22 protein-coding genes are annotated in these 26,187 nt (G+C 39.5%); 20 read left to right on the top strand and 2 right to left on the bottom strand.

Going from position 1 to position 26,187, the window contains the following annotated elements:
* Positions 1-21 precede the first annotated feature (21 nt).
* From HT717_RS05195 to HT717_RS05165, 7 genes are all read left to right on the top strand, one after another.
* Positions 22-849, top strand: a complete 828-nt coding sequence (locus HT717_RS05195; RefSeq protein ID WP_049540369.1) for an aminoglycoside 6-adenylyltransferase — start codon at positions 22-24, stop codon at positions 847-849.
* A 28-nt stretch (positions 850-877) separates the two neighbouring features.
* On the top strand, positions 878-1,438 hold the full coding sequence (locus HT717_RS05190; RefSeq protein ID WP_049540367.1) for a GTP pyrophosphokinase: 561 nt from the start codon (positions 878-880) through the stop codon (positions 1,436-1,438).
* A gap of 324 nt (positions 1,439-1,762) precedes the next feature.
* The gene (gene parC, locus HT717_RS05185; RefSeq protein ID WP_173304595.1) at positions 1,763-4,240 is read left to right on the top strand and encodes a DNA topoisomerase IV subunit A; all 2,478 of its coding nucleotides are present in this window, start codon (positions 1,763-1,765) and stop codon (positions 4,238-4,240) included.
* A gap of 393 nt (positions 4,241-4,633) precedes the next feature.
* Positions 4,634-6,667: a thiol-activated cytolysin family protein gene (locus tag HT717_RS05180; RefSeq protein WP_173304593.1), complete on the top strand. Its 2,034-nt coding sequence runs from the start codon at positions 4,634-4,636 to the stop codon at positions 6,665-6,667.
* A 469-nt stretch (positions 6,668-7,136) separates the two neighbouring features.
* Entirely contained in the window at positions 7,137-7,862 is a 726-nt protein-coding gene (locus HT717_RS05175) for a CppA N-terminal domain-containing protein (protein WP_173304591.1), read from the top strand.
* Entirely contained in the window at positions 7,859-8,794 is a 936-nt protein-coding gene (locus HT717_RS05170; RefSeq protein WP_173304589.1) for a serine hydrolase domain-containing protein, read from the top strand. The genes HT717_RS05175 and HT717_RS05170 overlap by 4 nt, the downstream gene beginning before the upstream one ends.
* 8 nt (positions 8,795-8,802) lie before the next feature.
* Positions 8,803-9,699: a DMT family transporter gene (locus tag HT717_RS05165; protein WP_173304586.1), complete on the top strand. Its 897-nt coding sequence runs from the start codon at positions 8,803-8,805 to the stop codon at positions 9,697-9,699.
* 44 nt (positions 9,700-9,743) lie between these two features.
* Here HT717_RS05165 and HT717_RS05160 read toward each other — a convergent pair whose 3' ends face one another.
* A complete protein-coding gene (locus HT717_RS05160) occupies positions 9,744-10,442 on the bottom strand; it encodes a GntR family transcriptional regulator (protein WP_173304584.1) in 699 nt (232 codons plus the stop codon).
* A gap of 140 nt (positions 10,443-10,582) precedes the next feature.
* Here HT717_RS05160 and guaA point away from each other — a divergent pair, with 140 nt between their 5' ends.
* The 10 genes from guaA (at position 10,583) to HT717_RS05110 (ending at position 20,368) form a co-directional block, all read left to right on the top strand.
* Positions 10,583-12,145 (top strand): glutamine-hydrolyzing GMP synthase, encoded by a 1,563-nt coding sequence (gene guaA / locus HT717_RS05155; RefSeq protein ID WP_173304582.1) that lies wholly within the window; start codon positions 10,583-10,585, stop codon positions 12,143-12,145.
* 209 nt (positions 12,146-12,354) lie between these two features.
* Positions 12,355-13,641 carry a U32 family peptidase gene (locus HT717_RS05150; RefSeq protein WP_020900641.1) on the top strand — a complete coding sequence of 429 codons (1,287 nt, stop codon included), beginning with the start codon at positions 12,355-12,357 and terminating at the stop codon, positions 13,639-13,641.
* A gap of 315 nt (positions 13,642-13,956) precedes the next feature.
* Complete coding sequence (locus HT717_RS05145) at positions 13,957-14,157, top strand: F0F1 ATP synthase subunit C (protein WP_173304580.1); 201 nt, start codon at positions 13,957-13,959, stop codon at positions 14,155-14,157.
* Between the two features lie 32 nt (positions 14,158-14,189).
* A complete protein-coding gene (gene atpB, locus HT717_RS05140; RefSeq protein WP_000392863.1) occupies positions 14,190-14,903 on the top strand; it encodes a F0F1 ATP synthase subunit A in 714 nt (237 codons plus the stop codon).
* Between the two features lie 13 nt (positions 14,904-14,916).
* Positions 14,917-15,411, top strand: coding sequence for a F0F1 ATP synthase subunit B (gene atpF / locus HT717_RS05135; protein WP_000558549.1), 495 nt, complete (start codon positions 14,917-14,919; stop codon positions 15,409-15,411).
* The gene (locus HT717_RS05130; protein WP_033680125.1) at positions 15,411-15,947 is read left to right on the top strand and encodes a F0F1 ATP synthase subunit delta; all 537 of its coding nucleotides are present in this window, start codon (positions 15,411-15,413) and stop codon (positions 15,945-15,947) included. Before atpF ends, HT717_RS05130 begins: the two co-directional genes overlap by 1 nt.
* A 14-nt stretch (positions 15,948-15,961) precedes the next feature.
* On the top strand, positions 15,962-17,467 hold the full coding sequence (atpA, locus tag HT717_RS05125) for a F0F1 ATP synthase subunit alpha (protein ID WP_000996629.1): 1,506 nt from the start codon (positions 15,962-15,964) through the stop codon (positions 17,465-17,467).
* Between the two features lie 15 nt (positions 17,468-17,482).
* Entirely contained in the window at positions 17,483-18,361 is an 879-nt protein-coding gene (locus HT717_RS05120) for a F0F1 ATP synthase subunit gamma (RefSeq protein ID WP_049539964.1), read from the top strand.
* 170 nt (positions 18,362-18,531) lie between these two features.
* Positions 18,532-19,938: a F0F1 ATP synthase subunit beta gene (gene atpD, locus HT717_RS05115; protein WP_000094358.1), complete on the top strand. Its 1,407-nt coding sequence runs from the start codon at positions 18,532-18,534 to the stop codon at positions 19,936-19,938.
* 10 nt (positions 19,939-19,948) lie between these two features.
* Positions 19,949-20,368, top strand: a complete 420-nt coding sequence (locus HT717_RS05110) for a F0F1 ATP synthase subunit epsilon (RefSeq protein WP_000068045.1) — start codon at positions 19,949-19,951, stop codon at positions 20,366-20,368.
* 42 nt (positions 20,369-20,410) lie between these two features.
* Here the strand turns inward: HT717_RS05110 and HT717_RS05105 are convergent, their stop codons facing one another.
* On the bottom strand, positions 20,411-21,424 hold the full coding sequence (locus HT717_RS05105; protein WP_173304578.1) for a lactonase family protein: 1,014 nt from the start codon (positions 21,422-21,424) through the stop codon (positions 20,411-20,413).
* Positions 21,425-21,586: 162 nt separating this feature from the next.
* On the opposite strand from HT717_RS05105, the gene HT717_RS05100 reads away from it, so the two are divergent.
* From HT717_RS05100 to HT717_RS05090, 3 genes are all read left to right on the top strand, one after another.
* Positions 21,587-23,569 carry a peptide ABC transporter substrate-binding protein gene (locus HT717_RS05100; RefSeq protein ID WP_173304576.1) on the top strand — a complete coding sequence of 661 codons (1,983 nt, stop codon included), beginning with the start codon at positions 21,587-21,589 and terminating at the stop codon, positions 23,567-23,569.
* A 117-nt stretch (positions 23,570-23,686) separates the two neighbouring features.
* Positions 23,687-24,853 carry an AI-2E family transporter gene (locus tag HT717_RS05095; protein WP_060806332.1) on the top strand — a complete coding sequence of 389 codons (1,167 nt, stop codon included), beginning with the start codon at positions 23,687-23,689 and terminating at the stop codon, positions 24,851-24,853.
* Entirely contained in the window at positions 24,843-26,072 is a 1,230-nt protein-coding gene (locus HT717_RS05090) for a tetratricopeptide repeat protein (protein WP_173304574.1), read from the top strand. Before HT717_RS05095 ends, HT717_RS05090 begins: the two co-directional genes overlap by 11 nt.
* The last annotated feature ends 115 nt before the right edge of the window (positions 26,073-26,187 follow it).

The following is a 26,187-nucleotide window of genomic DNA, read 5'->3' as shown; positions in this document are numbered from 1 at the left end:
AAAGACATATAGGTTATCAACATGAGAACTGAAACAGAAATGCTCGATGTGATTTTACAAACAGCCAAAACTTTACAAGTCAAAGCTGTCGCTATGTCTGGTTCACGGACTTGCCTAAATGTCCCAAAAGATGAATTTCAAGACTACGATGTGGTCTATATTGTGGATGATTTGGATAATCTGACGAGTGACCTTTCTTGGTTGACCTATTTCGGGGGACGCATTATCGAGCAAGAAGTTAGTCTTGGTAATCGTCGTCTCTATCTCATGCTCTTTGAAGATGGCAATCGTATCGATTTGACCCTCTGCCCTAAAGAACACATTCAAGAATGGGTGGATAGTGAAGCAGGATTCACTGTTTTAGAAGATGAGAAGGGCTTGTTTGAGTCATATTCTCCCAGTCCAAAGCGTTTCTGGATACATCCAGCTACTGAGACAGATTTTAAAAATTCCTGCAATGAATTTTGGTGGGTGTCAGCCTACGTGGTCAAAGGAATCTGTCGCCATCAAGTCATCTATGCGACGGATCATCTCTACGGCATTTGTCAACAAGAACTCCTAAAGGTCTTGGCTTGGCAAGTTGCAGCTGATGAGGGAAAAGTAGACGTCGGCAAGAATTATAAGTATCTTTTTAACTATTTACCTAATACGAAAGAGAAAGAATTCTCAAGTCTAGTTGATTTCTCCAGTTTAGACAAAATCACTCAGTCTTTGTTTGCTACGATGGAACTTTTCCACCAAGAGGCTCAATTCCTTGCTAAAAAGATGGGGTTTGACTACGATAAAGAAGTGGCTGAGAAGATGATTGAGTATGCTGAGGAAAGAGTGAAGAAGTTTGGGAATAGCTAGAAAATGAAAAAGCGAGAGGAGAAGACTCATGATTGAAAAAGTGGAACGCCTTATTACAGAAATTAATCGTATTCATCTAGAATATTCTAAAGATTATTTTGAAACGGGTAAGGTGGAAAAAATCAATCTCAAGCATACCTTTTCAAAAGTTCCGACTAAAGCGATTTTGGCCTACCGTCTGAATTTACATGAGTCAATTAATGACTATCTGATGAAAGCGGATGTCCAAGATATTGCCTATGTTTATCGTGTCAAAACTTCTGAGTCTATTTTAGATAAAATTACACGTTTTTCCGAGCGTCAAGAGGGCTATCCTGTGAATTCTATTCTTAATGATATTTTTGGTGCTCGTATGATTTTAAGTTCCAAAGAGATTGCTCAAGTCATGGAGAAATTAGATGATTGGCAAGAGATGTACGGACTAAAAAACTGGTATTTACGTGATAAAGATGGCTATGTCGGTATTCATATCTATTTTAAAAATAAAAGTAATTTTTACTACCCATGGGAACTTCAACTTTGGGATAAGAAAGATGTAGATAGCAATATAGCCAGTCATATCAAGTATAAACGAGGATTTGTGGAGTAGACATTTCAAGTGGAAATGACGATACAGGAATTGGATAAAACTCACTTACTCTATATTTTTTCTTTTTCCATAATATTTACTCTCCATTTTTCGAAAGGAGTTGAACACGCCCTAAATGCTGTGTGAAATTCCTTAATACTAACCGAATCAATAAATTTTAAACACTTTAAACTATAGAAAGGGTCGTTTGGTTACTTATTGTAACTAAACACGGGACTAAGACTTAAGAAAAAGGATAAATCGCCTTGGGGTCATCGAACCCCGCATCAATTTCCTATTTTTCTACAGAAATTTTCGGCAAGCCGAATCGTCCCTTTGTATCTTATGTCTAACATTCAAAACATGTCCCTAGAGGACATCATGGGAGAGCGCTTTGGTCGCTACTCCAAGTACATTATTCAAGATCGGGCTTTGCCAGATATTCGTGATGGCTTGAAGCCGGTTCAGCGCCGTATCCTTTATTCGATGAATAAGGATGGCAATACTTTTGACAAGAGCTACCGTAAGTCGGCCAAGTCAGTCGGGAACATCATGGGGAATTTCCACCCACACGGTGACAGCTCCATCTATGATGCCATGGTTCGTATGTCTCAGGATTGGAAAAACCGTGAGATTTTGGTCGAAATGCACGGTAATAACGGTTCCATGGACGGGGATCCGCCTGCGGCCATGCGTTATACTGAGGCACGTTTGTCTGAGATTGCAGGCTACCTTCTTCAGGATATCGAGAAAAAGACAGTTCCCTTTGCTTGGAACTTTGACGATACTGAGAAAGAACCAACTGTCTTACCAGCAGCCTTTCCAAACCTCTTAGTCAATGGATCTACTGGTATTTCAGCCGGTTATGCCACAGACATTCCTCCCCATAATTTAGCTGAGGTCATTGATGCTGCGGTTTACATGATTGACCATCCAACTGCCAAAGTTGACAAACTTATGGAATTTTTGCCTGGGCCAGACTTCCCTACAGGGGCGATTATCCAGGGACGTGACGAAATCAAGAAGGCCTATGAAACTGGGAAAGGGCGCGTAGTTGTTCGTTCTAAGACTGAAATTGAAAAGCTAAAAGGTGGTAAGGAACAAATCGTTATCACTGAGATTCCTTATGAAATCAATAAAGCCAATCTAGTCAAGAAAATCGATGATGTCCGTGTCAATAACAAGGTGGCAGGCATTGCTGAGGTTCGTGATGAGTCTGACCGTGACGGTCTTCGTATTGCTATCGAACTCAAGAAAGATGCTAACACCGAGCTCGTTCTTAACTATCTCTTCAAATACACTGACCTGCAAATTAACTACAATTTTAACATGGTGGCGATTGACAATTTCACACCTCGTCAGGTTGGGATTGTCCCAATCTTATCTAGCTACATCGCCCACCGTCGTGAAGTGATTTTGGCCCGTTCCCGCTTTGACAAGGAAAAGGCTGAGAAGCGTCTCCATATCGTCGAAGGTTTGATTCGCGTGATTTCAATTTTGGACGAAGTTATTGCCCTTATCCGCGCTTCTGAGAATAAAGCTGACGCCAAGGAAAATCTCAAGATTAGCTATGATTTTACAGAAGAGCAGGCTGAGGCCATCGTTACCTTGCAGCTTTACCGTTTGACCAATACAGACGTGGTTGTTTTGCAGGAGGAAGAAGCAGAACTTCGTGAGAAGATTGCCATGCTTGCGGCGATTATCGGTGATGAACGAACTATGTACAATCTTATGAAGAAAGAGCTTCGTGAGGTCAAGAAGAAATTTGCGACTCCACGTTTGAGTACTTTGGAAGATACTGCAAAAGTAATCGAGATTGATACAGCTAGTTTGATTGCTGAGGAAGATACCTACGTCAGCGTGACCAAGGCAGGTTACATCAAGCGTACCAGTCCACGTTCCTTTGCGGCTTCAACGCTGGAAGAAATTGGCAAACGTGATGACGATCGTTTGATTTTTGTTCAAGCTGCCAAGACAACCCAGCACCTCTTGATGTTCACAAGTCTTGGAAATGTCATTTATCGACCAATTCATGAATTAGCCGATATTCGTTGGAAGGATATCGGTGAGCATCTAAGTCAGACCATTACAAATTTTGAAACTAACGAAGAAGTCCTTTATGTGGAAGTCGTGGATCAGTTTGATGATGCGATAACCTACTTTGCAGCCACTCGTCTCGGTCAAATCAAGCGTGTAGAACGAAAAGAATTCACTCCATGGCGAACATATAAGTCTAAGTCGGTTAAGTATGCTAAGCTCAAAGACGAGACAGACCAGGTTGTAGCAGTAGCTCCGATTAAACTGGATGATGTTCTCTTGATTAGTCGAAACGGATATGCCCTTCGTTTCAATATCGAAGAGGTTCCAGTTGTTGGTGCCAAGGCGGCAGGTGTCAAGGCTATGAACTTGAAAGAAGATGATGTCCTCCAATCTGCCTTTATCTGTAACACCTCATCTTTCTACCTCTTGACTCAGCGTGGAAGTTTGAAACGTGTTTCCATCGAGGAAATTCCAGCAACCAGCCGTGCCAAACGAGGATTACAAGTTTTACGTGAGTTAAAAAACAAACCACATCGAGTTTTCTTGGCAGGTGCAGTTGTAGAGCAAGGATTCGTTAGTGACCTCTTCAGTACAGAAGTGGATGGGAATGACCAAACTCTGCTTGTCCAATCTAACAAAGGAACAATCTATGAAAGCCGATTACAAGACTTGAATTTGTCAGAACGAACTAGCAACGGTAGCTTCATCTCTGACACGATTTCTGATGAAGAAGTTTTTGATGCCTATCTTCAGGAAGTTTATACAGAACTAGAATCTAACTAATAGTAAAAACAATGAAAAAGTTTTCGTTCAGGAATCTTCATGGAGATAGATTTTACAAGTTATATATGATTATATATACAGATGTAAGATGCTGTATAGAACACAATTTTCGGAGAAAATGAAGTAAATGTTTCCATGACAAAACGCATATTATTAAGTTTATGAAACACTTGATAATATGCGTTTATTTTTGATTTTTGAGACTTTCATATATAGAGATCTTTTTCGATAAAAATGAATATGTTAATATACAAAAAATATTCGAATGAAAGTAATAAAAATTAATTTTTTCAAGGAAAAGGATTGCAGAGGATTTGTTTTTTTGTTATAATATTATTGTTTCAAGAGAACGCGTTCAAGAAATAGTTCGTTTAAATATAAAAGGAGTTTTGTATGTCTCAAAACAAACAAGATAAAGGATTTCGTTTTTCTATTCGTAAACGTAGTGTTGGAGTATGTGGTGTTGCCATTGCAACATTTTTGCTAGGTTCTGGGCTAATTTTTCAAACGAATGTAGTAAAAGCAACAGAGCCAAGTGTAGCTGCAGTTTCTGGTGAAAATATTGCTTCTCATAAACCTGCAAGTCAAAGTTCAATTGCCTATGGAGGAGAAGCTTCTAGAGCGGTTGATGGAAATCGAGATAACGCATGGAACCACCGTTCCGTTACCCATACAGATTTTCAAGATCATTCTTGGTGGAAAGTTGATTTAGAGAAAGAAGAAGCAGTAGGAACTGTTCGTATTTACAATCGTGGAGATGGTGATGTAGCGAATCGTTTATCTAATTTCGATGTTATTTTATTGGATAAAGATGGGAATGAAGTAGCTCGTAAACATGTTGATAGTTTAAATAGCCAACCAACAGTTGATGTTCAATTCTCAGGAGATAATGCACGATATGTCAAAATTGAATTAAATAAATCTAAAACTCCTCTTAGTTTAGCAGAAGTTGAAGTATATCGTTCTGTAAAAGAAGAAAAAGTAGTAGAAAGTAAGAAAACAGAAAACAAAGTTAAAACAGATTTTACTGCAGAACTAAATAAATATTTGTTTGGTTTGAATTATGATAAAACAAATATTTTAACTAGACGAGGCGAGGCAATTGAAAATTACATGAATACAAGTACAAAACAACAAGGCAGTGAATTTGTAGTTGTAGAAAAAGTGAAGAAGAACCTTTCTAGTAGTCATGCTGATGTTGCTATTAATAGCAATGGAGATATTTACCTAGGTGCTTTGTTTAAAGCCAATCAAGACCTTCTAGAAAATAAACCACAACAAATTAGTTTAGATCGTAGCAAAGGTAGAATCAGTGTTGATTTACCAGGAATGGTAGGCGGAGATAGCTATGTAGATGCTAATCCAACTGCAAGTGGTATGCAAGAAGGTGTGAATACTCTGTTAAATCGTTGGCATGAAAAATATGCTGCGAAAAATCCTGCTCCAGCACGTATGCAGTACGAATCAACGTCTGCTTACAGCATGAATCAATTGAAAGCGAAATTTGGAAGTGACTTTGAAAAAGTTGGGGTTAATTTAAAAATTGACTTTGAAGCTGTTAACAAAGGTGAAAAACAAATTGAGGTAGTTGATTTTAAACAAATTTACTATACTGCAAACTTTGATGCTCCAAAAAATCCATCAGATGTATTTGCTCCAGGAGTAACAGTTGATCAATTGAAAGAACGTGGAATTGACGAAAATACTCCTCCTGTGTATGTATCAAGCGTGTCATACGGACGTCAAATGTATGTTAAGTTTGAAACAACAAGCAAGAGTACAGAATTGAAAGCAGCAATCAATGCTGTAATCAAGGGAGTACCTATTAAAGCTGAATCTGAATGGGCGCGTGTCTTGAAAAATACAACAGTAACAGTTTCAATTGTAGGTGGCAATGCTGATGGTGCTGCACGCGTTGTAACAGGTACGGTAGAAGACTTGAAGAAATTGATTCAAGAAGGAGCTACTTTTAGTACACAAAACCCTGCTGTTCCAATTTCTTACAAAACTGCATTTTTGAAAGATAATCAAGTAGCTACAATTCAAAGTAATACAGACTACATTGAAACAAAAGTGACTTCATACAAAAATGGTTACCTCAATTTACAACATAAGGGAGCTTATATTGCTCGTTACTATGTTTACTGGGATGAAGTGACTTACGATAAGGATGGTATTGAAAGTATTCGTTCACGTCAGTGGGAGCATAACGGTCAGAACAGAACTGCTGGCTTCCAAACTGAACTTCAATTTAAAGGAAACGTTCGTAATATACGAGTGAAGATTCAAGAAAAAACAGGTCTTGCTTGGGAACCATGGCGTACTGTTTACAATCGTACCGATCTTCCTCTAGTCCAAAAACGTACCATTATTAATTCAGGTACAACAATCAGACCAAAATATGAAGAAAAAGTTGAAAATAATTAATTCTCAATTGTAAAACAATTAGTTATATTAATGAACTGAACCCCAAAAGTTAGCTCAAATTCTAATTCTTGGGGTGTTTTTCTGTGTCTTGTTTTAGGAATACAGGATGCATATAGAGTAGATTGAAATAAGATATAAACAAATTGATTAGGAAAGTCAAATTTATTTCTAGAAATATTTGAACAGCTACAATGTATTATTCCATACTCAACATACTATATATTAATTATTCATATGAATTTAATTCTCGATGAAGAGCTCTATTTTAGGAATCATTTTCTAGTTTCTTTAGGCAACCATCTCCGAATGAACTTCTTGTAATTCTCATTAGTTTCCTTTTTCTATAAAATCGACTTTTTACTCAGGCTCTTCAAAAAGATGTTTAATGAGGTTAAAATTGTTAAATTTGAGCATAATATCTTGTAAAAAATTCTAAAATCCTATAAAATAAAAAGCGGTGGAGGAGTTTATGAATGTAAATCAGATTGTACGGATTATTCCTACTTTAAAAGTTAATAATAGAAAATTAAATGAAACATTTTATATTGAAACCCTTGGCATGAAGGCCTTGTTAGAAGAGTCGGCCTTTCTGTCACTAGGGGATCAAACAGGTCTAGAAAAGCTGGTTTTAGAAGAAGCTCCAAGTATGCGTACTCGTAAAGTAGAGGGAAGAAAAAAGCTGGCTAAACTGGTTATCAAGGTGGAAAATCCCTTGGAAATCGAATGTCTCTTATCTAAAACAGATTCGATTCATCGATTATATAAAGGTCAAAATGGCTACGCTTTTGAAATTTACTCTCCAGAAGATGATTTGATTTTGATTCATGCGGAAGATGATAGAGCAAGTCTAGTAGAAGTAGGAGAAAAACCTGAATTTCAAACAAATTTGGAATCAATTTCTTTAAGTAAATTTGAGATTTCTATGGAATTACATCTCCCAACGGATGTAGATAGTTTCTTGGAACTATCTGAAGTTGGGACATCACTTGATTTTATCCCAGCTCAGGGGCAGGATTTGACTGTGGACAATATGGTTACTTGGGACTTGTCTATGCTTAAGTTCTTGGTTAATGAATTAGACATAGCAAGCCTGCGCCAGAAGTTTGAGTCTACAGAATATTTTATTCCTAAGTCTGAAAAATTCTTCCTTGGTAAAGATAGAAATAATGTTGAATTGTGGTTTGAAGAAGTATGAAGTGGACCAAGATTATTAAAAAAATAGAAGAACAAATCGAGGCAGGGATTTATCCCGGAGCCTCTTTTGCGTATTTTAAGGACCATCAATGGACGGAGTTCTATTTAGGCCAGAGTGACCCAGAGCATGGCTTGCAGACTGAGGCAGGACTAGTTTATGACCTAGCTAGTGTCAGCAAGGTTGTTGGAGTTGGCACAGTTTTTACTTTTTTGTGGGAAAAAGGCAAATTAGATATTGACAGACCGGTAACAGATTTTTTAGCTGAGAGTGATTATCCAGACATCACTATTCGCCAGCTCTTAACTCATGCTACAAATCTTGATCCTTTTATTCCCAATCGAAACCTTTTAGCAACTTCTGAATTAAAGGAAGCTATGTTTCATCTCAACAGACGAAGCCAGCTAACCTTTCTTTATTCGGATGTTCATTTTTTACTTTTGGGTTTTATTTTGGAAAGAATCTTTAATCAAGACCTAGATGTGATTTTACAAGAACAAGTTTTGAAACCTTGGGGAATGAATGAAACCCAGTTTGGGCCTGTTGAGCTTGCTGTTCCAACAGTCAGAGGTGTAGAGGCAGGCATAGTGCATGATCCCAAGGCTCGCCTCCTAGGCAGACATGCTGGTAGTGCTGGTTTGTTTTCGACTGTAAAGGATTTACAAGTCTTTGTAGAACACTATTTAAATGATGATTTTGCAAGAGACTTGAGTCAAAATTTTTCTCCTTTGGATGACAAGGAACGTTCTTTAGCATGGAATTTGGAAGGAGATTGGCTAGACCATACGGGCTATACAGGTACCTTTATCATGTGGAATCGTCAGAAGCAAGAAGCGGCTATTTTTCTATCGAATCGTACCTATGAAAAGGATGAGAGGGCTCAATGGATTTTAGACCGCAATCAAGTGATGGACTTGATTCGTAAAGAAGAGTAAGGAGAGACATGTCAAATAGTTTAAAAGGGACTCTATTAACAGTTGTTGCTGGTATTGCTTGGGGCTTGTCAGGAACGAGTGGCCAGTATCTGATGGCACACGGAATTTCGGCGTTGGTCTTGACCAACTTACGCCTTTTAATCGCCGGTGGAATTCTCATGTTCTTGGCTTATGCTACTGCAAAGGATAAAATGCTGACCTTTTTAAAGGATAGAAAAAGTTTGTTGTCTCTTCTCGTTTTTGCTCTGATTGGTCTTTTTCTCAATCAATTTGCCTATTTGTCTGCAATTCAGGAAACCAATGCAGGTACCGCAACAGTGCTTCAGTATGTTTGTCCTGTTGGGATTTTGATTTATAGCTGTATCAAAGATAAGGTGGCACCGACACTGGGAGAGATTATTTCAATCATATTAGCCATTGGAGGGACCTTCCTGATTGCAACTCATGGGCAGTTGGACCAGTTATCCATAACACCTACAGGCTTGTTCTGGGGGCTCTTTTCTGCTCTGACTTACGCACTTTATATTATTTTGCCAATAGCCTTGATTAAGAAGTGGGGGAGCAGCTTGGTCATTGGTGTGGGAATGGTCATAGCAGGTTTGGTCGCACTTCCTTTTACAGAAGTTCTACAGGCTGATATCCCGACTAGTATTGATTTTCTCCTTGCGTTTGCGGGTATTATCCTTATCGGGACTGTCTTTGCCTATACAGCCTTTTTAAAGGGAGCCAGTTTGATTGGACCAGTTAAGTCAAGCTTGTTGGCTTCAATTGAGCCAATTTCAGCGGTTTTCTTTGCCTTTCTAATCATGAATGAACAATTTTATCCCATTGATTTTCTTGGTATGGCAATGATATTAGTTGCTGTAACTCTGATTTCTTTGAAAGATTTACTCTTGGAAAAATAAAAAGACTCTTTGTCCGTGATGACAGAGAGTTTTTGCCTAGTAATCTAATTGTTTTCAAGATAAAATTCAAAACGTTCGCCTACATATTGACTTTTTACGTATTCAAAAGCTGTCCCATCTTCTAGGTAGGAAACCTGAGTCAAACCAAGAATAGCATGGCCTTTTTCAACTTCCAAATAGTGAGCAATTTTTTCCTTAGCGAGGCGAGCATAAATAGTCTGCTGTGATTTGCCAATACGGTAGCCATATTTTTGTAGTGTTTGGAAGAAATGACTGGTGATTTCTTCTTTTTTAAAGTTCTTAATAAATTTTTCTGGAATAGAAGCAACTTCATAAACCAGGGGAACTTTGTCGGCATAGCGGACACGTTCCATTCGGATAATGTTTTCGGTTGGAGAAATTCCTAACTTGGCAACTTCTTGCTCATTAGGAATAGTTTTTCTGTAGGAAATGAGTTGGCTAGAGGGAACTTTTCCTTGGGACTTAACAATTTCAGTAAAACTGGTTGTCCCTCGCATCTTTTCTTGTACTCGAGTACTGGAGACAAAGGTGCCACTTCCAACACGGCGCTCAAGAACACCTTCTTCGACCAAGAGGGAAATTGCTTGGCGGAGGGTCATGCGGCTGACCTCAAATTGTTCAGCCAAATCTCTTTCACTCGGCAGCCTCTCACCAATGGACCAACGGTGCTCGTCAATATCCTTTTTTATCTGATCGTGGATTTTCATATAAGCTGGTAGCATGTTTTCACTTCATTTCTATCTTTTCTCTATTGTACCCCAATAAACGAGAAAAAGTCAAACTTCGCCTTGTTTAGTTGGTAATTCGCCCTTATTTGTGATAGAATATTGGAAAAAGATATTTCTTTTGAGAAAGGAAAAAGATGAGCAACATTTCAACTGATTTGCAAGATGTAGAAAAAATCATCGTATTGGACTATGGTAGCCAGTACAACCAGCTGATTTCACGCCGTATCCGTGAGATTGGTGTTTTTTCAGAACTAAAAAGCCATAAAATTTCAGCTGCTGAAGTTCGTGAAATCAATCCTGTAGGAATTATCCTTTCAGGTGGACCAAACTCTGTATACGAAGATGGTTCATTCGATATTGACCCAGAAATCTTCGAACTGGGAATTCCTATTTTGGGAATCTGTTACGGTATGCAGTTATTAACCCATAAATTTGGAGGAAAAGTTGTTCCTGCAGGTGATGCTGGAAATCGTGAATACGGTCAATCAACCCTAACACACACACCATCAGCGCTTTTTGAATCAACACCTGATGAACAGACTGTATTGATGAGCCATGGTGATGCGGTTACTGAGATTCCTGCTGACTTTGTTCGTACAGGTACATCAGCTGACTGCCCATATGCAGCCATTGAAAATCCAGACAAACACATTTACGGTATCCAATTCCACCCAGAAGTTCGTCATTCTGTATACGGTAATGACATTCTTCGTAACTTTGCCCTTAACATCTGTAAGGCTAAAGGCGACTGGTCAATGGATAACTTCATTGATATGCAGATTCAAAAAATTCGTGAAACCGTCGGTGATAAACGTGTCCTTCTTGGCCTTTCAGGTGGGGTTGACTCATCTGTTGTTGGGGTTCTTCTCCAAAAAGCGATTGGTGATCAATTGATCTGTATTTTTGTGGACCACGGTCTTCTTCGTAAAGGAGAAGCTGATCAAGTTATGGACATGCTTGGTGGTAAGTTTGGTTTGAATATCGTCAAAGCAGACGCTGCAAAACGCTTCCTTGACAAACTTGCTGGTGTTTCTGACTCTGAACAAAAACGTAAAATCATCGGTAACGAGTTTGTCTATGTCTTTGATGATGAAGCAAGCAAGCTTAAAGATGTGAAATTCCTTGCTCAAGGAACTCTTTATACAGACGTTATCGAGTCTGGTACGGATACAGCTCAGACGATCAAGTCACACCACAACGTTGGTGGTCTTCCAGAAGACATGCAGTTTGAATTGATTGAACCACTCAATACTCTTTATAAAGATGAGGTTCGTGCTCTTGGTACAGAGCTTGGTATGCCAGACCACATCGTATGGCGCCAACCATTCCCAGGACCAGGTCTTGCGATCCGTGTCATGGGTGAAATTACTGAGGAGAAACTTGAAACTGTTCGTGAATCAGATGCTATCCTTCGTGAAGAAATTGCCAAAGCTGGTCTTGACCGCGATATCTGGCAATACTTCACTGTTAACACAGGCGTTCGTTCAGTTGGTGTTATGGGTGACGGTCGTACGTATGACTACACAATTGCAATCCGTGCTATCACCTCTATTGATGGTATGACTGCTGACTTTGCCAAAATTCCATGGGAAGTTCTTCAAAAAATCTCAGTACGTATCGTAAACGAAGTGGATCATGTTAATCGTATCGTCTACGATATTACAAGTAAACCACCTGCAACAGTTGAGTGGGAGTAGTCGTTTAAGGACTAGATTATTCCATGTAGTTTAATTAGCCAGTATCTTTGGATACTGGTTTTTACTTTATCGGCTCTTTTTACTACTTGTTTCAACTGCTGAAAGATTAGAATTGTCAAAACAATCTGTCCAGGCTTGATTTTATGGCTTATTTACTATAAAATGAGAAGGAAAAACGTCAAACTTTTATATTGCAAATAGGAGAAAACATGACAAAAACATTAAAACGTCCTGAGGTTTTATCACCTGCAGGGACTTTAGAGAAGCTAAAGGTAGCTGTTCAGTATGGAGCAGATGCTGTCTTTATCGGTGGTCAGGCCTATGGTCTTCGTAGCCGTGCTGGAAACTTTACCTTTGAACAGATGGAAGAAGGTGTTCAGTTTGCGGCTAAGTATGGTGCCAAGGTCTATGTAGCTGCCAACATGGTTATGCACGAAGGAAATGAAGCTGGTGCTGGTGAGTGGTTCCGTAAACTGCGTGATATCGGAATCGCGGCAGTTATCGTGTCTGATCCTGCCTTGATTATGATTGCAGCGACAGAAGCGCCTGGTCTTGAAATCCACCTCTCTACCCAAGCCAGTGCCACTAACTATGAAACGCTTGAGTTCTGGAAAGAATTGGGCTTGACTCGTGTCGTTTTGGCGCGTGAGGTTTCGATGGAAGAATTAGCTGAAATCCGCAAACGTACTGATGTAGAAATTGAAGCCTTTGTCCACGGAGCCATGTGTATTTCTTACTCTGGTCGTTGTACTCTTTCAAATCACATGAGTATGCGTGATGCTAACCGTGGTGGTTGCTCTCAGTCTTGTCGTTGGAAATACGACCTTTACGATATGCCATTTGGTCAAGAACGCAAGAGCTTGAAAGGTGAAATTCCTGAAGAATTTTCAATGTCAGCCGTTGATATGTCTATGATTGACCATATTCCAGATATGATTGAAAATGGAGTGGACAGTCTTAAGATTGAAGGGCGTATGAAGTCTATTCACTACGTATCAACAGTAACCAACTGCTACAAGGCGGCTGTGGATGCATATCTTGAAAGTCCTGAAAAGTTTGAAGCTATTAAACAAGATTTGGTGGACGAAATGTGGAAGGTTGCTCAACGTGAATTGGCAACAGGTTTCTACTACGGTACACCATCTGAAAATGAGCAATTGTTTGGTGCTCGTCGTAAAATTCCTGAGTACAAGTTTGTTGCTGAAGTGGTTTCTTATGATGATTCGACACAAACAGCAACTATTCGTCAACGGAACGTTATTAACGAAGGAGACCAAGTTGAGTTTTACGGCCCAGGTTTCCGTCATTTTGAAACGTATATCGAAGATTTGCATGATGCCAAAGGCAATAAAATCGACCGCGCTCCAAATCCAATGGAACTCTTGACTATTAAGGTGCCTCAACCCGTTCAAGCAGGAGACATGGTTCGTGCATTGAAAGAAGGACTCATCAATCTTTATAAGGAAGATGGAACCAGCGTCACAGTTCGTGCTTAATAAACATATAGGAGATGAAAGCTTTCTAGTTGCTTTCCCTTTAATCCTACTTACTAAAAGAGCATTAGGTTAAAGAAAATAGATAAATTTCCATCCGAGACTTCATCTCGGATTTTTTCAATATTTTTCAGAAAGGTCTAGATAATGGTCGGATTTATTACAAGTTTTTTACAAAGTTTTCTATATAATAGACTCAAAAATAGTAAAATTGTAAATAATTTTCATTAAACGCTTTCAATGTTAGTAAAAAGTTGACAAATCCAATTTTTAGGACTAAACTAAGTAAGTAAATTTTAATTAAAAGGAGAATTCGTCATGAATTTAACATTTTTCGGTCTATGTCTTGCCTGTATGGGTGTATCTCTCGGTGAGGGTGTGTTGATGAATGGTTTGTTGAAATCAGTAGCTCGCCAACCAGATATTATCGCTGAGTTTCGTAGCTTGATGTTTTTAGGGGTTGCCTTTATTGAAGGAACTTTCTTCGTAACTCTTGTCTTCTCATTTATCATTAAATAACGAAATATAAATTGGAGAAGGGAGAATGTTAGATGGAAGAAAGTATCAATCCAACCATCAATATTGGTCCTGTTACCTTTGATTTAACTTTGACAGCCTTGACTTTGCTGTCTGTGTTTCTGATTTTTGCATTTATCTATTGGGCAAGTCGTAATATGACCTTGAAACCCAAAGGTAAACAAAATGTACTAGAGTATCTCTATGATTTTGTAATTGGATTTACAGAACCTAACCTTGGTTCCCACTACATGAAAGATTACTCACTCTTTTACTTATGCTTATTTCTTTTTATGGTCATCGCCAATAATCTTGGTTTGATGGCTAAACTTCAAACAACAGATGGAACAAACCTTTGGACATCGCCAACTGCAAATCTTTCATTTGACCTTGTCTTGTCTTTCTGTATTATTGTGATGGCGCACATTGAGGGGATTCGTCGTCGTGGGATTAAACAATACCTAAAAGGTTTTGTAACTCCTGCATTTATGACACCGATGAATCTACTTGAAGAAGTCACGAATTTCCTTTCTCTCGCTTTGCGGATTTTTGGGAATATCTTTGCAGGTGAAGTAATGACAAGCTTACTTCTTTTACTTTCACATCAGGCTATTTTTTGGTATCCAATCGCATTTGGGACAAACTTAGTTTGGACTGCATTTTCCGTGTTCATTTCTTGTGTACAGGCCTATGTCTTTACACTATTATCCTCTATGTACCTAGGAAATAAAATTAATGATGAAGAGTAGAAAGGAGTAACTGATGCACGTAACAGTAGGTGAATTAATTGGTAATTTTATTTTAATCGCTGGCTCTTTTATCCTTTTGCTAGTCTTGATTAAAAAATTTGCATGGTCTAATATTACCGGCATTTTCGAAGAAAGAGCTGAAAAAATTGCTTCAGACATTGACAGAGCTGAAGAAGCCCGTCAAAAAGCAGAAGTGTTGGCTCAAAAACGCGAAGATGAATTGGCTGGTAGCCGTAAAGAAGCTAAGACAATCATTGAGAATGCGAAAGAAACAGCTGAGAAAAGTAAGGCTAGTATTTTAGCAGATGCTAAACTAGAAGCAGGACGCTTAAAAGAAAAAGCAAACCAAGAAATTGCTCAAAACAAAGCTGAAGCTTTACAAAGCGTTAAGGGTGAGGTAGCAGATTTGACAATCAGCTTGGCTGGTAAAATCATCTCACAAAACCTTGATGGTCATGCCCATAAAGAACTCATTGATCAGTATATCGATCAGCTAGGAGAAGCTTAATGGACAAGAAAACAGTAAAGGTAATTGAAAAATACAGCATGCCTTTTGTCCAATTGGTACTTGAAAAAGGAGAAGAAGACCGTATCTTTTCAGACTTGACTCAAATCAAGCAAGTTGCTGAAGAAACAGGTTTACCTTCTTTTTTAAAAAAAGTGGCCGTAGACGAGTCTGATAAAGAAAAAACAATTGCGTTCTTCCAAGACTCTGTGTCACCTTTATTGCAAAACTTGATCCAGGTTCTTATCTACAATCACAGAGCAAATCTTTTTTATGATGTGCTTGTAGATTGCTTGAACCGACTTGAAAAAGAAACAAATCGATTTGAAGTGACGATTACGTCAGCTCATCCTTTAACTGATGAACAGAAGAGTCGCTTGCTCCCTTTGATTGAGAAAAAAATGTCTCTGAAAGTGCGGAGTGTAAAAGAACAAATCGATGAAAGTCTCATTGGTGGTTTTGTCATTTTTGCCAATCACAAGACAATTGATGTGAGTATTAAACAACAACTTAAAGTTGTTAAAGAAAATTTGAAATAGAAAGTGGTGTTCTTTTGGCAATTAACGCACAAGAAATCAGCGCTTTAATTAAGCAACAAATTGAAAATTTCAAACCCAATTTTGATGTGACTGAAACAGGTGTTGTAACCTATATCGGGGATGGTATCGCGCGTGCTCACGGCCTTGAAAATGCCATGAGTGGAGAGTTGTTAATCTTTGAAAACGGCTCTTATGGGATGGCTCAAAACTTGGAGTCAACTGACGTCGGTATTATCATCCTAGGTGACTTTACAGATATCCGTGAAGGCGATACAATCCGCCGTACAGGGAAAATCATGGAAGTCCCAGTAGGTGAGAGTCTGATTGGTCGTGTTGTGGACCCACTTGGTCGTCCAGTTGACGGTCTTGGAGAGATCCACACTGATAAAACTCGTCCAGTAGAAGCGCCAGCTCCTGGTGTTATGCAACGTAAGTCTGTATCAGAACCATTGCAAACTGGTTTGAAAGCTATTGACGCCCTTGTACCGATTGGTCGTGGTCAACGTGAGTTGATTATCGGTGACCGTCAGACAGGGAAAACAACCATTGCGATTGATACAATTTTGAACCAAAAAGGTCAAGATATGATCTGTATTTATGTCGCGATTGGACAAAAAGAATCAACAGTTCGTACGCAAGTAGAAACACTTCGTCAGTACGGTGCCTTGGATTACACAATCGTTGTGACAGCCTCTGCTTCACAACCTTCTCCATTGCTTTTCCTAGCTCCCTATGCTGGGGTTGCTATGGCGGAAGAATTTATGTACCAAGGTAAGCATGTTTTGATTGTTTATGATGATTTATCAAAACAAGCGGTTGCGTATCGTGAACTCTCTCTCTTGCTTCGTCGTCCTCCAGGTCGTGAAGCCTTCCCAGGGGATGTTTTCTACCTTCATAGTCGTTTGCTTGAGCGCTCAGCTAAGGTTTCTGATGAACTTGGTGGTGGATCAATTACAGCCCTACCATTTATCGAGACACAAGCAGGAGATATCTCTGCCTATATCGCAACCAACGTGATTTCTATCACTGATGGACAAATCTTCCTTGGCGATGGTCTCTTCAATGCGGGTATTCGTCCAGCCATCGATGCGGGTTCATCTGTATCTCGTGTAGGTGGTTCTGCACAAATCAAAGCTATGAAAAAGGTTGCTGGTACACTTCGTATCGACCTTGCTTCATACCGTGAGTTGGAAGCCTTCACTAAGTTTGGTTCTGACTTGGATGCAGCAACGCAGGCTAAGTTGAACCGTGGACGTCGTACCGTTGAGGTCTTGAAACAACCTGTTCACAAACCATTACCTGTTGAGAAACAAGTAACCATTCTCTATGCTTTGACACATGGTTTCTTGGATACTGTTCCAGTAGATGATATCGTTCGTTTTGAGGAAGAGTTCCATGCCTTCTTTGATGCTCAACATCCAGAGATTTTGGAAACAATTCGTGATACAAAAGACTTGCCAGAAGAAGCAGTCTTGGATGCTGCGATTACAGAGTTTCTCAATCAAACCAGCTTCCAATAAGAATAGAGGTGTCAGATGGCAGTATCTCTAAATGATATTAAAACAAAAATCGCCTCAACAAAAAATACGAGTCAAATCACTAATGCCATGCAAATGGTTTCGGCTGCTAAGCTAGGTCGTTCTGAAGAAGCTGCTCGCAACTTCCAAGTTTACGCTCGGAAAGTTCGCAAGCTCTTGACAGATATCCTTCATGGTAATGGATCTGGTGGCTCAACCAATCCGATGTTGATTAGTCGTCCAGTTAAGAAGACAGGCTATATCGTCATTACTTCAGACCGCGGTTTGGTTGGAGGTTATAATTCCTCTATTCTGAAAGCTGTTATGGAGTTGAAAGAAGAATACCATCCAGACGGTAAAGGCTTTGAAATGATCTGTATCGGTGGAATGGGAGCTGACTTCTTTAAAGCTCGCGGTATTCAACCACTTTATGAGTTACGTGGCTTGGCGGATCAACCTAGCTTTGATGAAGTTCGTAAGATTATTTCAAAAACAGTTGAAATGTACCAAAATGAACTTTTTGATGAACTCTATGTCTGCTACAACCACCATGTCAATACGCTAACCAGTCAAATGCGTGTGGAACAAATGCTTCCGATTGTTGACTTGGATCCCAATGAAGCGGATGAAGACTACAGCTTGACTTTTGAATTGGAAACCAGCCGAGAAGAAATTTTGGAGCAGTTGTTGCCTCAGTTTGCAGAAAGTATGATTTACAGGGCTATTATCGATGCCAAGACAGCTGAAAATGCTGCTGGTATGACAGCTATGCAAACAGCGACAGATAATGCTAAGAAAGTCATTAATGATTTGACAATTCAGTATAACCGTGCCAGACAGGCGGCGATTACACAAGAAATTACAGAAATCGTAGCAGGAGCTAGTGCCTTAGAATAGGCTCTAGTCCAGCTCGTATGAAAATGAACTTATACTCAATGAAAATCAAAGAGCAAANNACTTGAGTACGGTAAGGCGACGCTGACGTGGTTTGAATTTGATTTTCGAAGAGTATTAGGACCTAGTTGAGCTAGGAACCGACAGTATCTTATATAGAATAGGAGAAGGAGATGAGTTCAGGTAAAATTGCTCAGGTTATCGGTCCCGTTGTAGACGTCTTGTTTGCAGCAGGGGAAAAACTTCCTGAGATTAACAATGCACTTGTCGTCTACAAAAATGACGAAAGAAAAACAAAAATCGTCCTTGAAGTAGCCTTGGAGTTGGGAGATGGTATGGTCCGTACTATCGCCATGGAATCAACAGATGGGTTGACTCGTGGAATGGAAGTATTGGATACAGGTCGTCCAATCTCTGTACCAGTAGGTAAAGAAACTTTGGGACGTGTCTTCAACGTTTTGGGAGATACCATTGACTTGGAAGCTCCTTTTACAGAAGACGCAGAGCGTCAGCCAATTCATAAAAAAGCTCCAACTTTTGATGAGTTGTCTACCTCTTCTGAAATCCTTGAAACAGGGATTAAGGTTATCGACCTTCTTGCCCCTTATCTTAAAGGTGGTAAGGTTGGACTTTTCGGTGGTGCCGGAGTTGGTAAAACCGTCTTAATCCAAGAATTGATTCACAACATTGCCCAAGAACACGGTGGTATTTCAGTATTTACTGGTGTTGGGGAACGTACTCGTGAGGGGAACGACCTTTACTGGGAAATGAAAGAATCAGGTGTTATCGAGAAAACAGCCATGGTATTTGGTCAGATGAATGAGCCACCAGGAGCACGTATGCGTGTTGCCCTTACTGGTTTGACAATTGCTGAATACTTCCGTGATGTAGAAGGCCAAGATGTACTTCTCTTTATCGATAATATTTTCCGTTTCACTCAGGCTGGTTCAGAAGTATCTGCCCTTTTGGGTCGTATGCCATCAGCCGTTGGTTACCAACCAACACTTGCTACAGAAATGGGTCAATTGCAAGAACGTATCACATCAACCAAGAAGGGTTCTGTAACCTCTATCCAGGCTATCTATGTGCCAGCGGATGACTATACTGACCCAGCGCCAGCAACAGCCTTCGCTCACTTGGATTCTACAACAAACTTGGAACGTAAGTTGGTACAATTGGGTATCTACCCAGCCGTGGATCCACTTGCTTCAAGCTCACGTGCCTTGGCACCTGAAATCGTTGGAGAAGAGCACTATGCAGTTGCTGCTGAAGTAAAACGTGTCCTTCAACGTTACCATGAGTTGCAAGATATCATTGCTATCCTTGGTATGGATGAGCTTTCTGATGAAGAAAAGACCTTGGTGGCTCGTGCCCGTCGTATCCAGTTCTTCTTGTCACAAAACTTCAACGTTGCGGAACAATTTACTGGTCAGCCAGGTTCTTATGTTCCAGTTGCTGAAACTGTTCGTGGCTTTAAGGAAATCCTTGATGGTAAACATGACCAGTTACCAGAAGATGCCTTCCGTGGTGTAGGTTCTATCGAAGATGTGATTGCAAAAGCTGAAAAAATGGGATTTTAAGAGGTGATCTATGGCTCAGTTAACTGTCCAGATCGTGACACCAGATGGTCTCGTCTATGATCACCATGCCAGCTATGTATCAGTTCGAACTCTGGATGGTGAGATGGGGATCTTGCCACGACATGAAAATATGATTGCGGTTTTAGCAGTTGATGAAGTAAAGGTAAAACGTATTGATGATGAAGATCACGTGAACTGGATTGCAGTAAACGGAGGCGTTATTGAAATTGCCAATAATACCATCACAATTGTTGCTGATTCTGCAGAACGTGCTCGTGATATCGATGTTAGCCGTGCGGAACGTGCTAAGCTTCGTGCGGAGCGAGAAATCGAAGAAGCCCACGAAAAACACTTGATTGATCAAGAGCGTCGTGCTAAGATTGCTTTGCAACGTGCTATTAATCGTATCAATGTCGGAAAAAGACTATAAGAAAAATGAACTTGAGTTACCAAGTTCATTTTTTATGTTTTCTTAAGGAGCAAAACTGATGCAGACCGCTTCTGGTACATGGAAGTCGTTGGAAAGTTCTGCAAGACGACCAGTTTCAGGATTGCGTTTAAAGACGGTTGCATTGTCAGAGTCTTGATGGACAGCAATGACAAATTCTTGGTCTGGTGTCAAATCAAAATCACGTGGAGTCTGACCATGAGTCGGAACGATTTCTAACAACTCTAAGCTACCGTCTGCAAGAATTGTATATACTGCGATAGAATCATGGCCACGGTTAGAAGCGTAGAGGTATTTACCATCTTTAGAGAGACGAATAGCAGCAGTACCATTAAAGCCTTCATAACCGTCTGGTAGAGTTGAAATGACCTGCATGCGTTCAAATTCGCCAACACCATCGTAGATTAGAACCTCGATAGTACTATTGAGTTCACAAATCAGATAAGCGATTTTATAGTGGTTATGGAAAATGATATGACGTGAGCCTGCTCCTGGCTGGCTGTGATAGGTATAGAGTTTAGATAATTTCCCTTCTTGATCAAGGTCGTAGGTGATGACTTGGTCAGTTCCCAAGTCACAGGTCACTAGATAGTGGTCAGGTGTTAAGTCTGTAAAGTGAACATGGGGCGAAGCTTGATTTTCATGTGGACCTTGGCCACTGTGTTGATCCACATCGCTAAGTAGGAGACTGCCATCTTCCTGACGTTTATAAACAAGGACCTGTCCCTTGTGGTAGTTTGCCGCGTATACTAAATCACGCTTTTCATCCACAGCAACATAACAGTGGGGAGCTCCTTCTTCCACGACATGATTTAATAAGGTTCCATCAGTTTGATAGGCTGCAATGCCCCCCTTATCATCTTGACTACCAACAGTGTATAAATGTTGGTGCTGGTCAAAGGCAAGGTAGGTTGGACTTGGCTCAGCTGCAAAAAGTTCTAGATTTGAAAGCTGCCCAGTTTCTGTATCAAAGTCTGCCTTGTAAATTCCTTGGGAAGTACGACGTGTGTAAGTTCCAAAATAAACAGTTTCTTTCATAACTTTACCTCTATAATAAAGATAAGACTATTATATCACAAAAATTGTAGTTAGAGAAACTCTCTAACACATCAGGTAAGTATAATAAAATATCGAATTTAGCTTGATTTCCTTTTGAAAAGTGCTATAATAATCCTATATAAATTGCAAAGGAGTTTTTTTATGAAAAAACGTGTTTTCTTAGCAGCTGGAGTTGCTGTACTCTCAGCAGCTGTTCTAGCAGCTTGTTCATCTGGTAATGGGAATAAGGAAGCAACTAAACCAGTTACTTATGCCTATGTATTTTCATCAGATCCTGCGAGTCTGGATTATACAGTTTCTGGGCAAAAGTCTACAAAACAGATTACTGGTAATGTCATTGATGGACTACTGGAAAATGATCAATACGGGAATCTAGTACCATCAGTTGCGGAAGATTGGACTGTTTCCAAAGATGGTTTGACTTATACCTATAAAATTCGTAAGGGTATCAAGTGGTATACCAATGAAGGCGAAGAATATGGAGAAGTTAAGGCTCAGGATTTTGTGACTGGTCTAAAACACGCAGCTGACAAGAAATCAGAAGGACTTTATCTTGTACAGGATTCTATTAAAGGATTAGATGACTATGTAAATGGGAAAACAACGGATTTTTCTACTGTTGGTGTAAAAGCAACAGACGATTATACTGTAGTCTATACTTTAAACCATCCAGAATCTTTCTGGAATTCGAAGACAACAATAGGAGTTCTTGCTCCTGTTAGCGAAGACTTTTTAACTTCTAAAGGAGATGACTTTGGTAAGGCGACGGATGTAACAAGCATTCTATATAATGGGGCTTATCTTCTCACAGGCCTTACATCTAAATCTTCTATTGAAATGACCAAAAACTCAAACTATTGGGATAAACAAAATGTCTTTATTGATGATATTAAGTTGTCTTACTTTGATGGTCAGGATGCAGACTCTCTTGGACGTGGTTTTGATGAAGGAAATTATCCTGCAGCACCTCTCTTTAAAAACTCTGCTAACTATGAACGCTTAAAAGAAAAATACAAAGATAACATTATCTATAGTCAACAGCAAGGAACTACTTTCTATATTTCGACCAATATTGACCGTGTTGCTTACAATCACACCGCTAAAACAAGTGATGCAGAAAAAACATCTACTAAGAAGGCCTTGCTGAACAAAGATTTCCGTCAATCCTTGGCTTTTGCTACAGATCGTAAAGCAGGGCTCTCTCAAGTATTTGGGGACGAAGTAGCACCGCGTAAATTACGTACAAGTTTAACACCTCCAACATTTGTACAAGTAGGAGAGCAGTCATTTGGGCAAGTAGCTAAGGCAGAATTGGATAAATTAGATGGTGTATGGAAAGATGTCAGTCTTGATGATGCCCAGGATTCACTTCATAATGTAGACAAGGCTAAAGCTAAATTGGAAGCTGCCAAGAAAACTCTTCAAGCTGATGGAGTACAGTTCCCTATTCATTTAGATATTCCAGTATCTTCTACTCGTCCACAGTTTGTGCGTCAAGCTCAATCTTATAAACAATCCGTCGAGGAAGCTCTTGGAGCAGACAATGTTGTAGTTGATATTCAACAAGTTTCTGATGATGAATTGGCAAGTATGACAATTCTAGCTACTTCTAATACCAATACTGACTGGGATATTAATGCAAATAGTGGATGGGGGCCTGATTACGCAGATCCATCAACTTATCTAGATATATTTGATCCAACATCTGGACCAAATCTTCTTGGTTCCTTAGGTGTAGCACCAGGTACAGACAACTCAGCAATCAAAGCAGTTGGTTTAGATAAGTTTAAAGAGTTACTTACGGATGCTAGTGCTGAGAAAACCAATCTTGAAAAACGATATGCCAAATATGCCAAAGCTCAAGCTTGGTTAACAGACAGTGCCTTGGTTATTCCTGTACACTCAGATGGTGCCCAAATGCTCGTAACGAAGAAAGTTCTAGGTACTGGTGCATATGGCTGGGTAGGTGATAAGACTAGTGAACATAGCTATAAATACCTTAAACTCCAAGATAAGATTGTCACTACTAAAGAAATGGATGAGTTCCGCAAGAAATTTGCTGATGAAAAAGCCAAATCAAACGCTGATTATCAGAAGAACTTAGACCGTCATATTCAAGACTAATCGAATCTCCTCTTTTGAGGGGATTTTTTATGTCGCTGTCTCCATGTAAGCACTTTAAAAAAGAGTTATTTTTTCCTAAAAATGATATAATGAGAGAACGATAGAAAGGAAGTATTTATGGAGCAAAAAGAGAAACATTTTAGCCTATCTTGGTTTTTCAAGTGGTTTTTGGATAACAAGGCCATTACGGTATTCTTAGTAACCTTGTTATTGGGACTCAATCTTTTTATTTTAAGTAAGATTAGTTTTTTATTTTCACCTGTTTTAGACTTTTTGGCGGTTGTGATGTTGCCAGTCATTCTGTCTGGTTTACTATACTATTTACTGAATCCCATTGTTGATTGGTTGGAGAAGCATAAGATTAATCGCGTTATAGCCATTAGTATTGTCTTTGTGATTATCGCCATCTTTATCATTTGGGGCTTGGCAGTAGCTATTCCAAATCTGCAACGTCAGGTCTTAACCTTTGCAAGAAATGTACCAATCTATCTCGAAGATGCAGACAGAGTTATTAATGATTTGGTCACCAAGCGTTTGCCAGATGATTTCAGACCTCAATTAGAGCAAGTTTTAACAAACTTCTCTAGTCAGGCTACAGTTTGGGCAAGTAAGGTTTCATCTCAGGCAGTCAATTGGGTGAGTGCCTTTATTAGTGGGGCATCTCAAGTGATTGTTGCCTTGATTATCGTTCCTTTCATGCTGTTTTACCTCTTGCGTGATGGGAAAGGTTTGCGTAACTATTTGACCCAATTCATGCCGACGAAATTGAAAGAACCTGTTGGACAGGTTTTGTCAGATGTGAATCAACAGTTGTCCAACTATGTTAGAGGGCAAGTAACAGTGGCTATTATTGTAGCAGTAATGTTTATGATTTTCTTCAAGATTATCGGTTTACGCTATGCAGTTACGTTGGGTGTTACTGCTGGTATTCTAAATCTGGTTCCTTATCTTGGTAGCTTCCTAGCCATGCTTCCTGCCCTAGTATTGGGCTTGATTGCTGGGCCAGTCATGCTTTTGAAAGTAGTGATTGTCTTTATCGTAGAACAAACTATTGAAGGCCGTTTTGTCTCTCCACTGATTTTAGGAAGTCAATTAAACATCCATCCCATTAATGTTCTCTTTGTATTGTTAACTTCAGGATCCATGTTTGGTATTTGGGGAGTCTTGCTCGGTATTCCAGTTTATGCCTCTGCTAAGGTTGTCATTTCAGCGATTTTTGAATGGTACAAGGTAGTCAGTGGTCTATATGAACTAGAGGGAGAGGAAGTCAAGAGTGAACAATAGTCAACAGATGTTACAGGCTTTGGAAGAGCAAGATTTAGTTAAGGCAGAACATTATTTCGTCAAAGCTTTAGAAAATGATCCAAGTGACCTTCTTTATGAATTAGCGATTTATCTAGAAGGAATTGGTTTCTATCCTCAGGCCAAGGAAATTTACCTGAAAATTGTAGAGGATTTTCCAGAGGTTCATCTTAATCTAGCTGCAATTGCTAGCGAGGATGGCCAAATCGAGGAAGCATTTGCCTATCTAGAGGAAATCCAAGCTGACAGTGACTGGTATGTTTCGGCTTTGGCTCTGAAAGCGGATCTTTATCAGATGGAAGGTTTGACAGATGTGGCGCGTGAGAAACTTCTGGAGGCTTTGACTTACTCAGAGGATCCTCTCTTGATATTGGGCTTGGCAGAGTTGGATAGTGAGTTGGAAAATTACCAAGAGGCTATTCAAGGCTATGCCCAGTTAGATAATCGTACTATTTATGAGCAAACGGGCATTTCTACCTATCAACGGATTGGATTTGCCTATGCCCAGTTAGGGAAATTTGAAACAGCTACAGAGTTTTTAGAAAAAGCTCTGGAGTTAGAATATGATGATTTAACAGCTTTTGAGTTAGCCAGTCTTTACTTTGATCAAGAAGAATACCAAAAAGCTGTCCTCTACTTTAAGCAGATCGATACCATTTCTCCTGAATTTGAAGGCTATGAGTATGGCTATAGCCAGGCCTTACATAAGGAACATCAAGCTCAAGAAGCCCTGCTTATCGCTAAGCAAGGCTTGGAGAAAAATCCCTTTGAAACTCGTCTCTTGCTAGCTGCTTCACAATTCTCTTATGAACTGCATGATGCTAGTGGTGCAGAAAATTATCTCCTTACTGCAAAAGAAGACGCTGAGGATACGGAAGAAATCTTACTCCGTCTAGCTACTATTTATCTAGAACAAGAGCGTTATGAGGATATTTTAGACTTACAAAGTGAGGAGCCAGAAAATCTCTTGACCAAGTGGATGATTGCTCGTTCCTATCAAGAAATGGACGATTTGGATACTGCCTATGAGCATTATCAAGAGTTAGCGGGAGATTTAAAGGATAATCCAGAGTTTCTGGAACACTATATCTACCTCTTGCGTGAATTGGGCTATTTTGAAGAAGCAAAAGTCAATGCACAAGCTTACTTAAAACTGGTTCCAGATGATGTACAAATGCAAGAATTGTATGAGAGATTATAACACTAAGTCTGGGAGAAAACTCAATTTCAATAGAAAATCAAGTAAATTTTCCTACAATAAAACGCATAATATCAAGTTTTTTTTGAACACCTGATACTGTACTGACCCCAAAAAG

The sequence above is a fragment of the Streptococcus sp. 959 genome (genome assembly GCF_013277075.1).
GTDB lineage: Bacteria > Bacillota > Bacilli > Lactobacillales > Streptococcaceae > Streptococcus > Streptococcus pseudopneumoniae_C.
The sequence above is the reverse complement of the archived record's forward strand: the minus strand, read 5'-3'. Positions and strand labels throughout refer to the sequence as shown.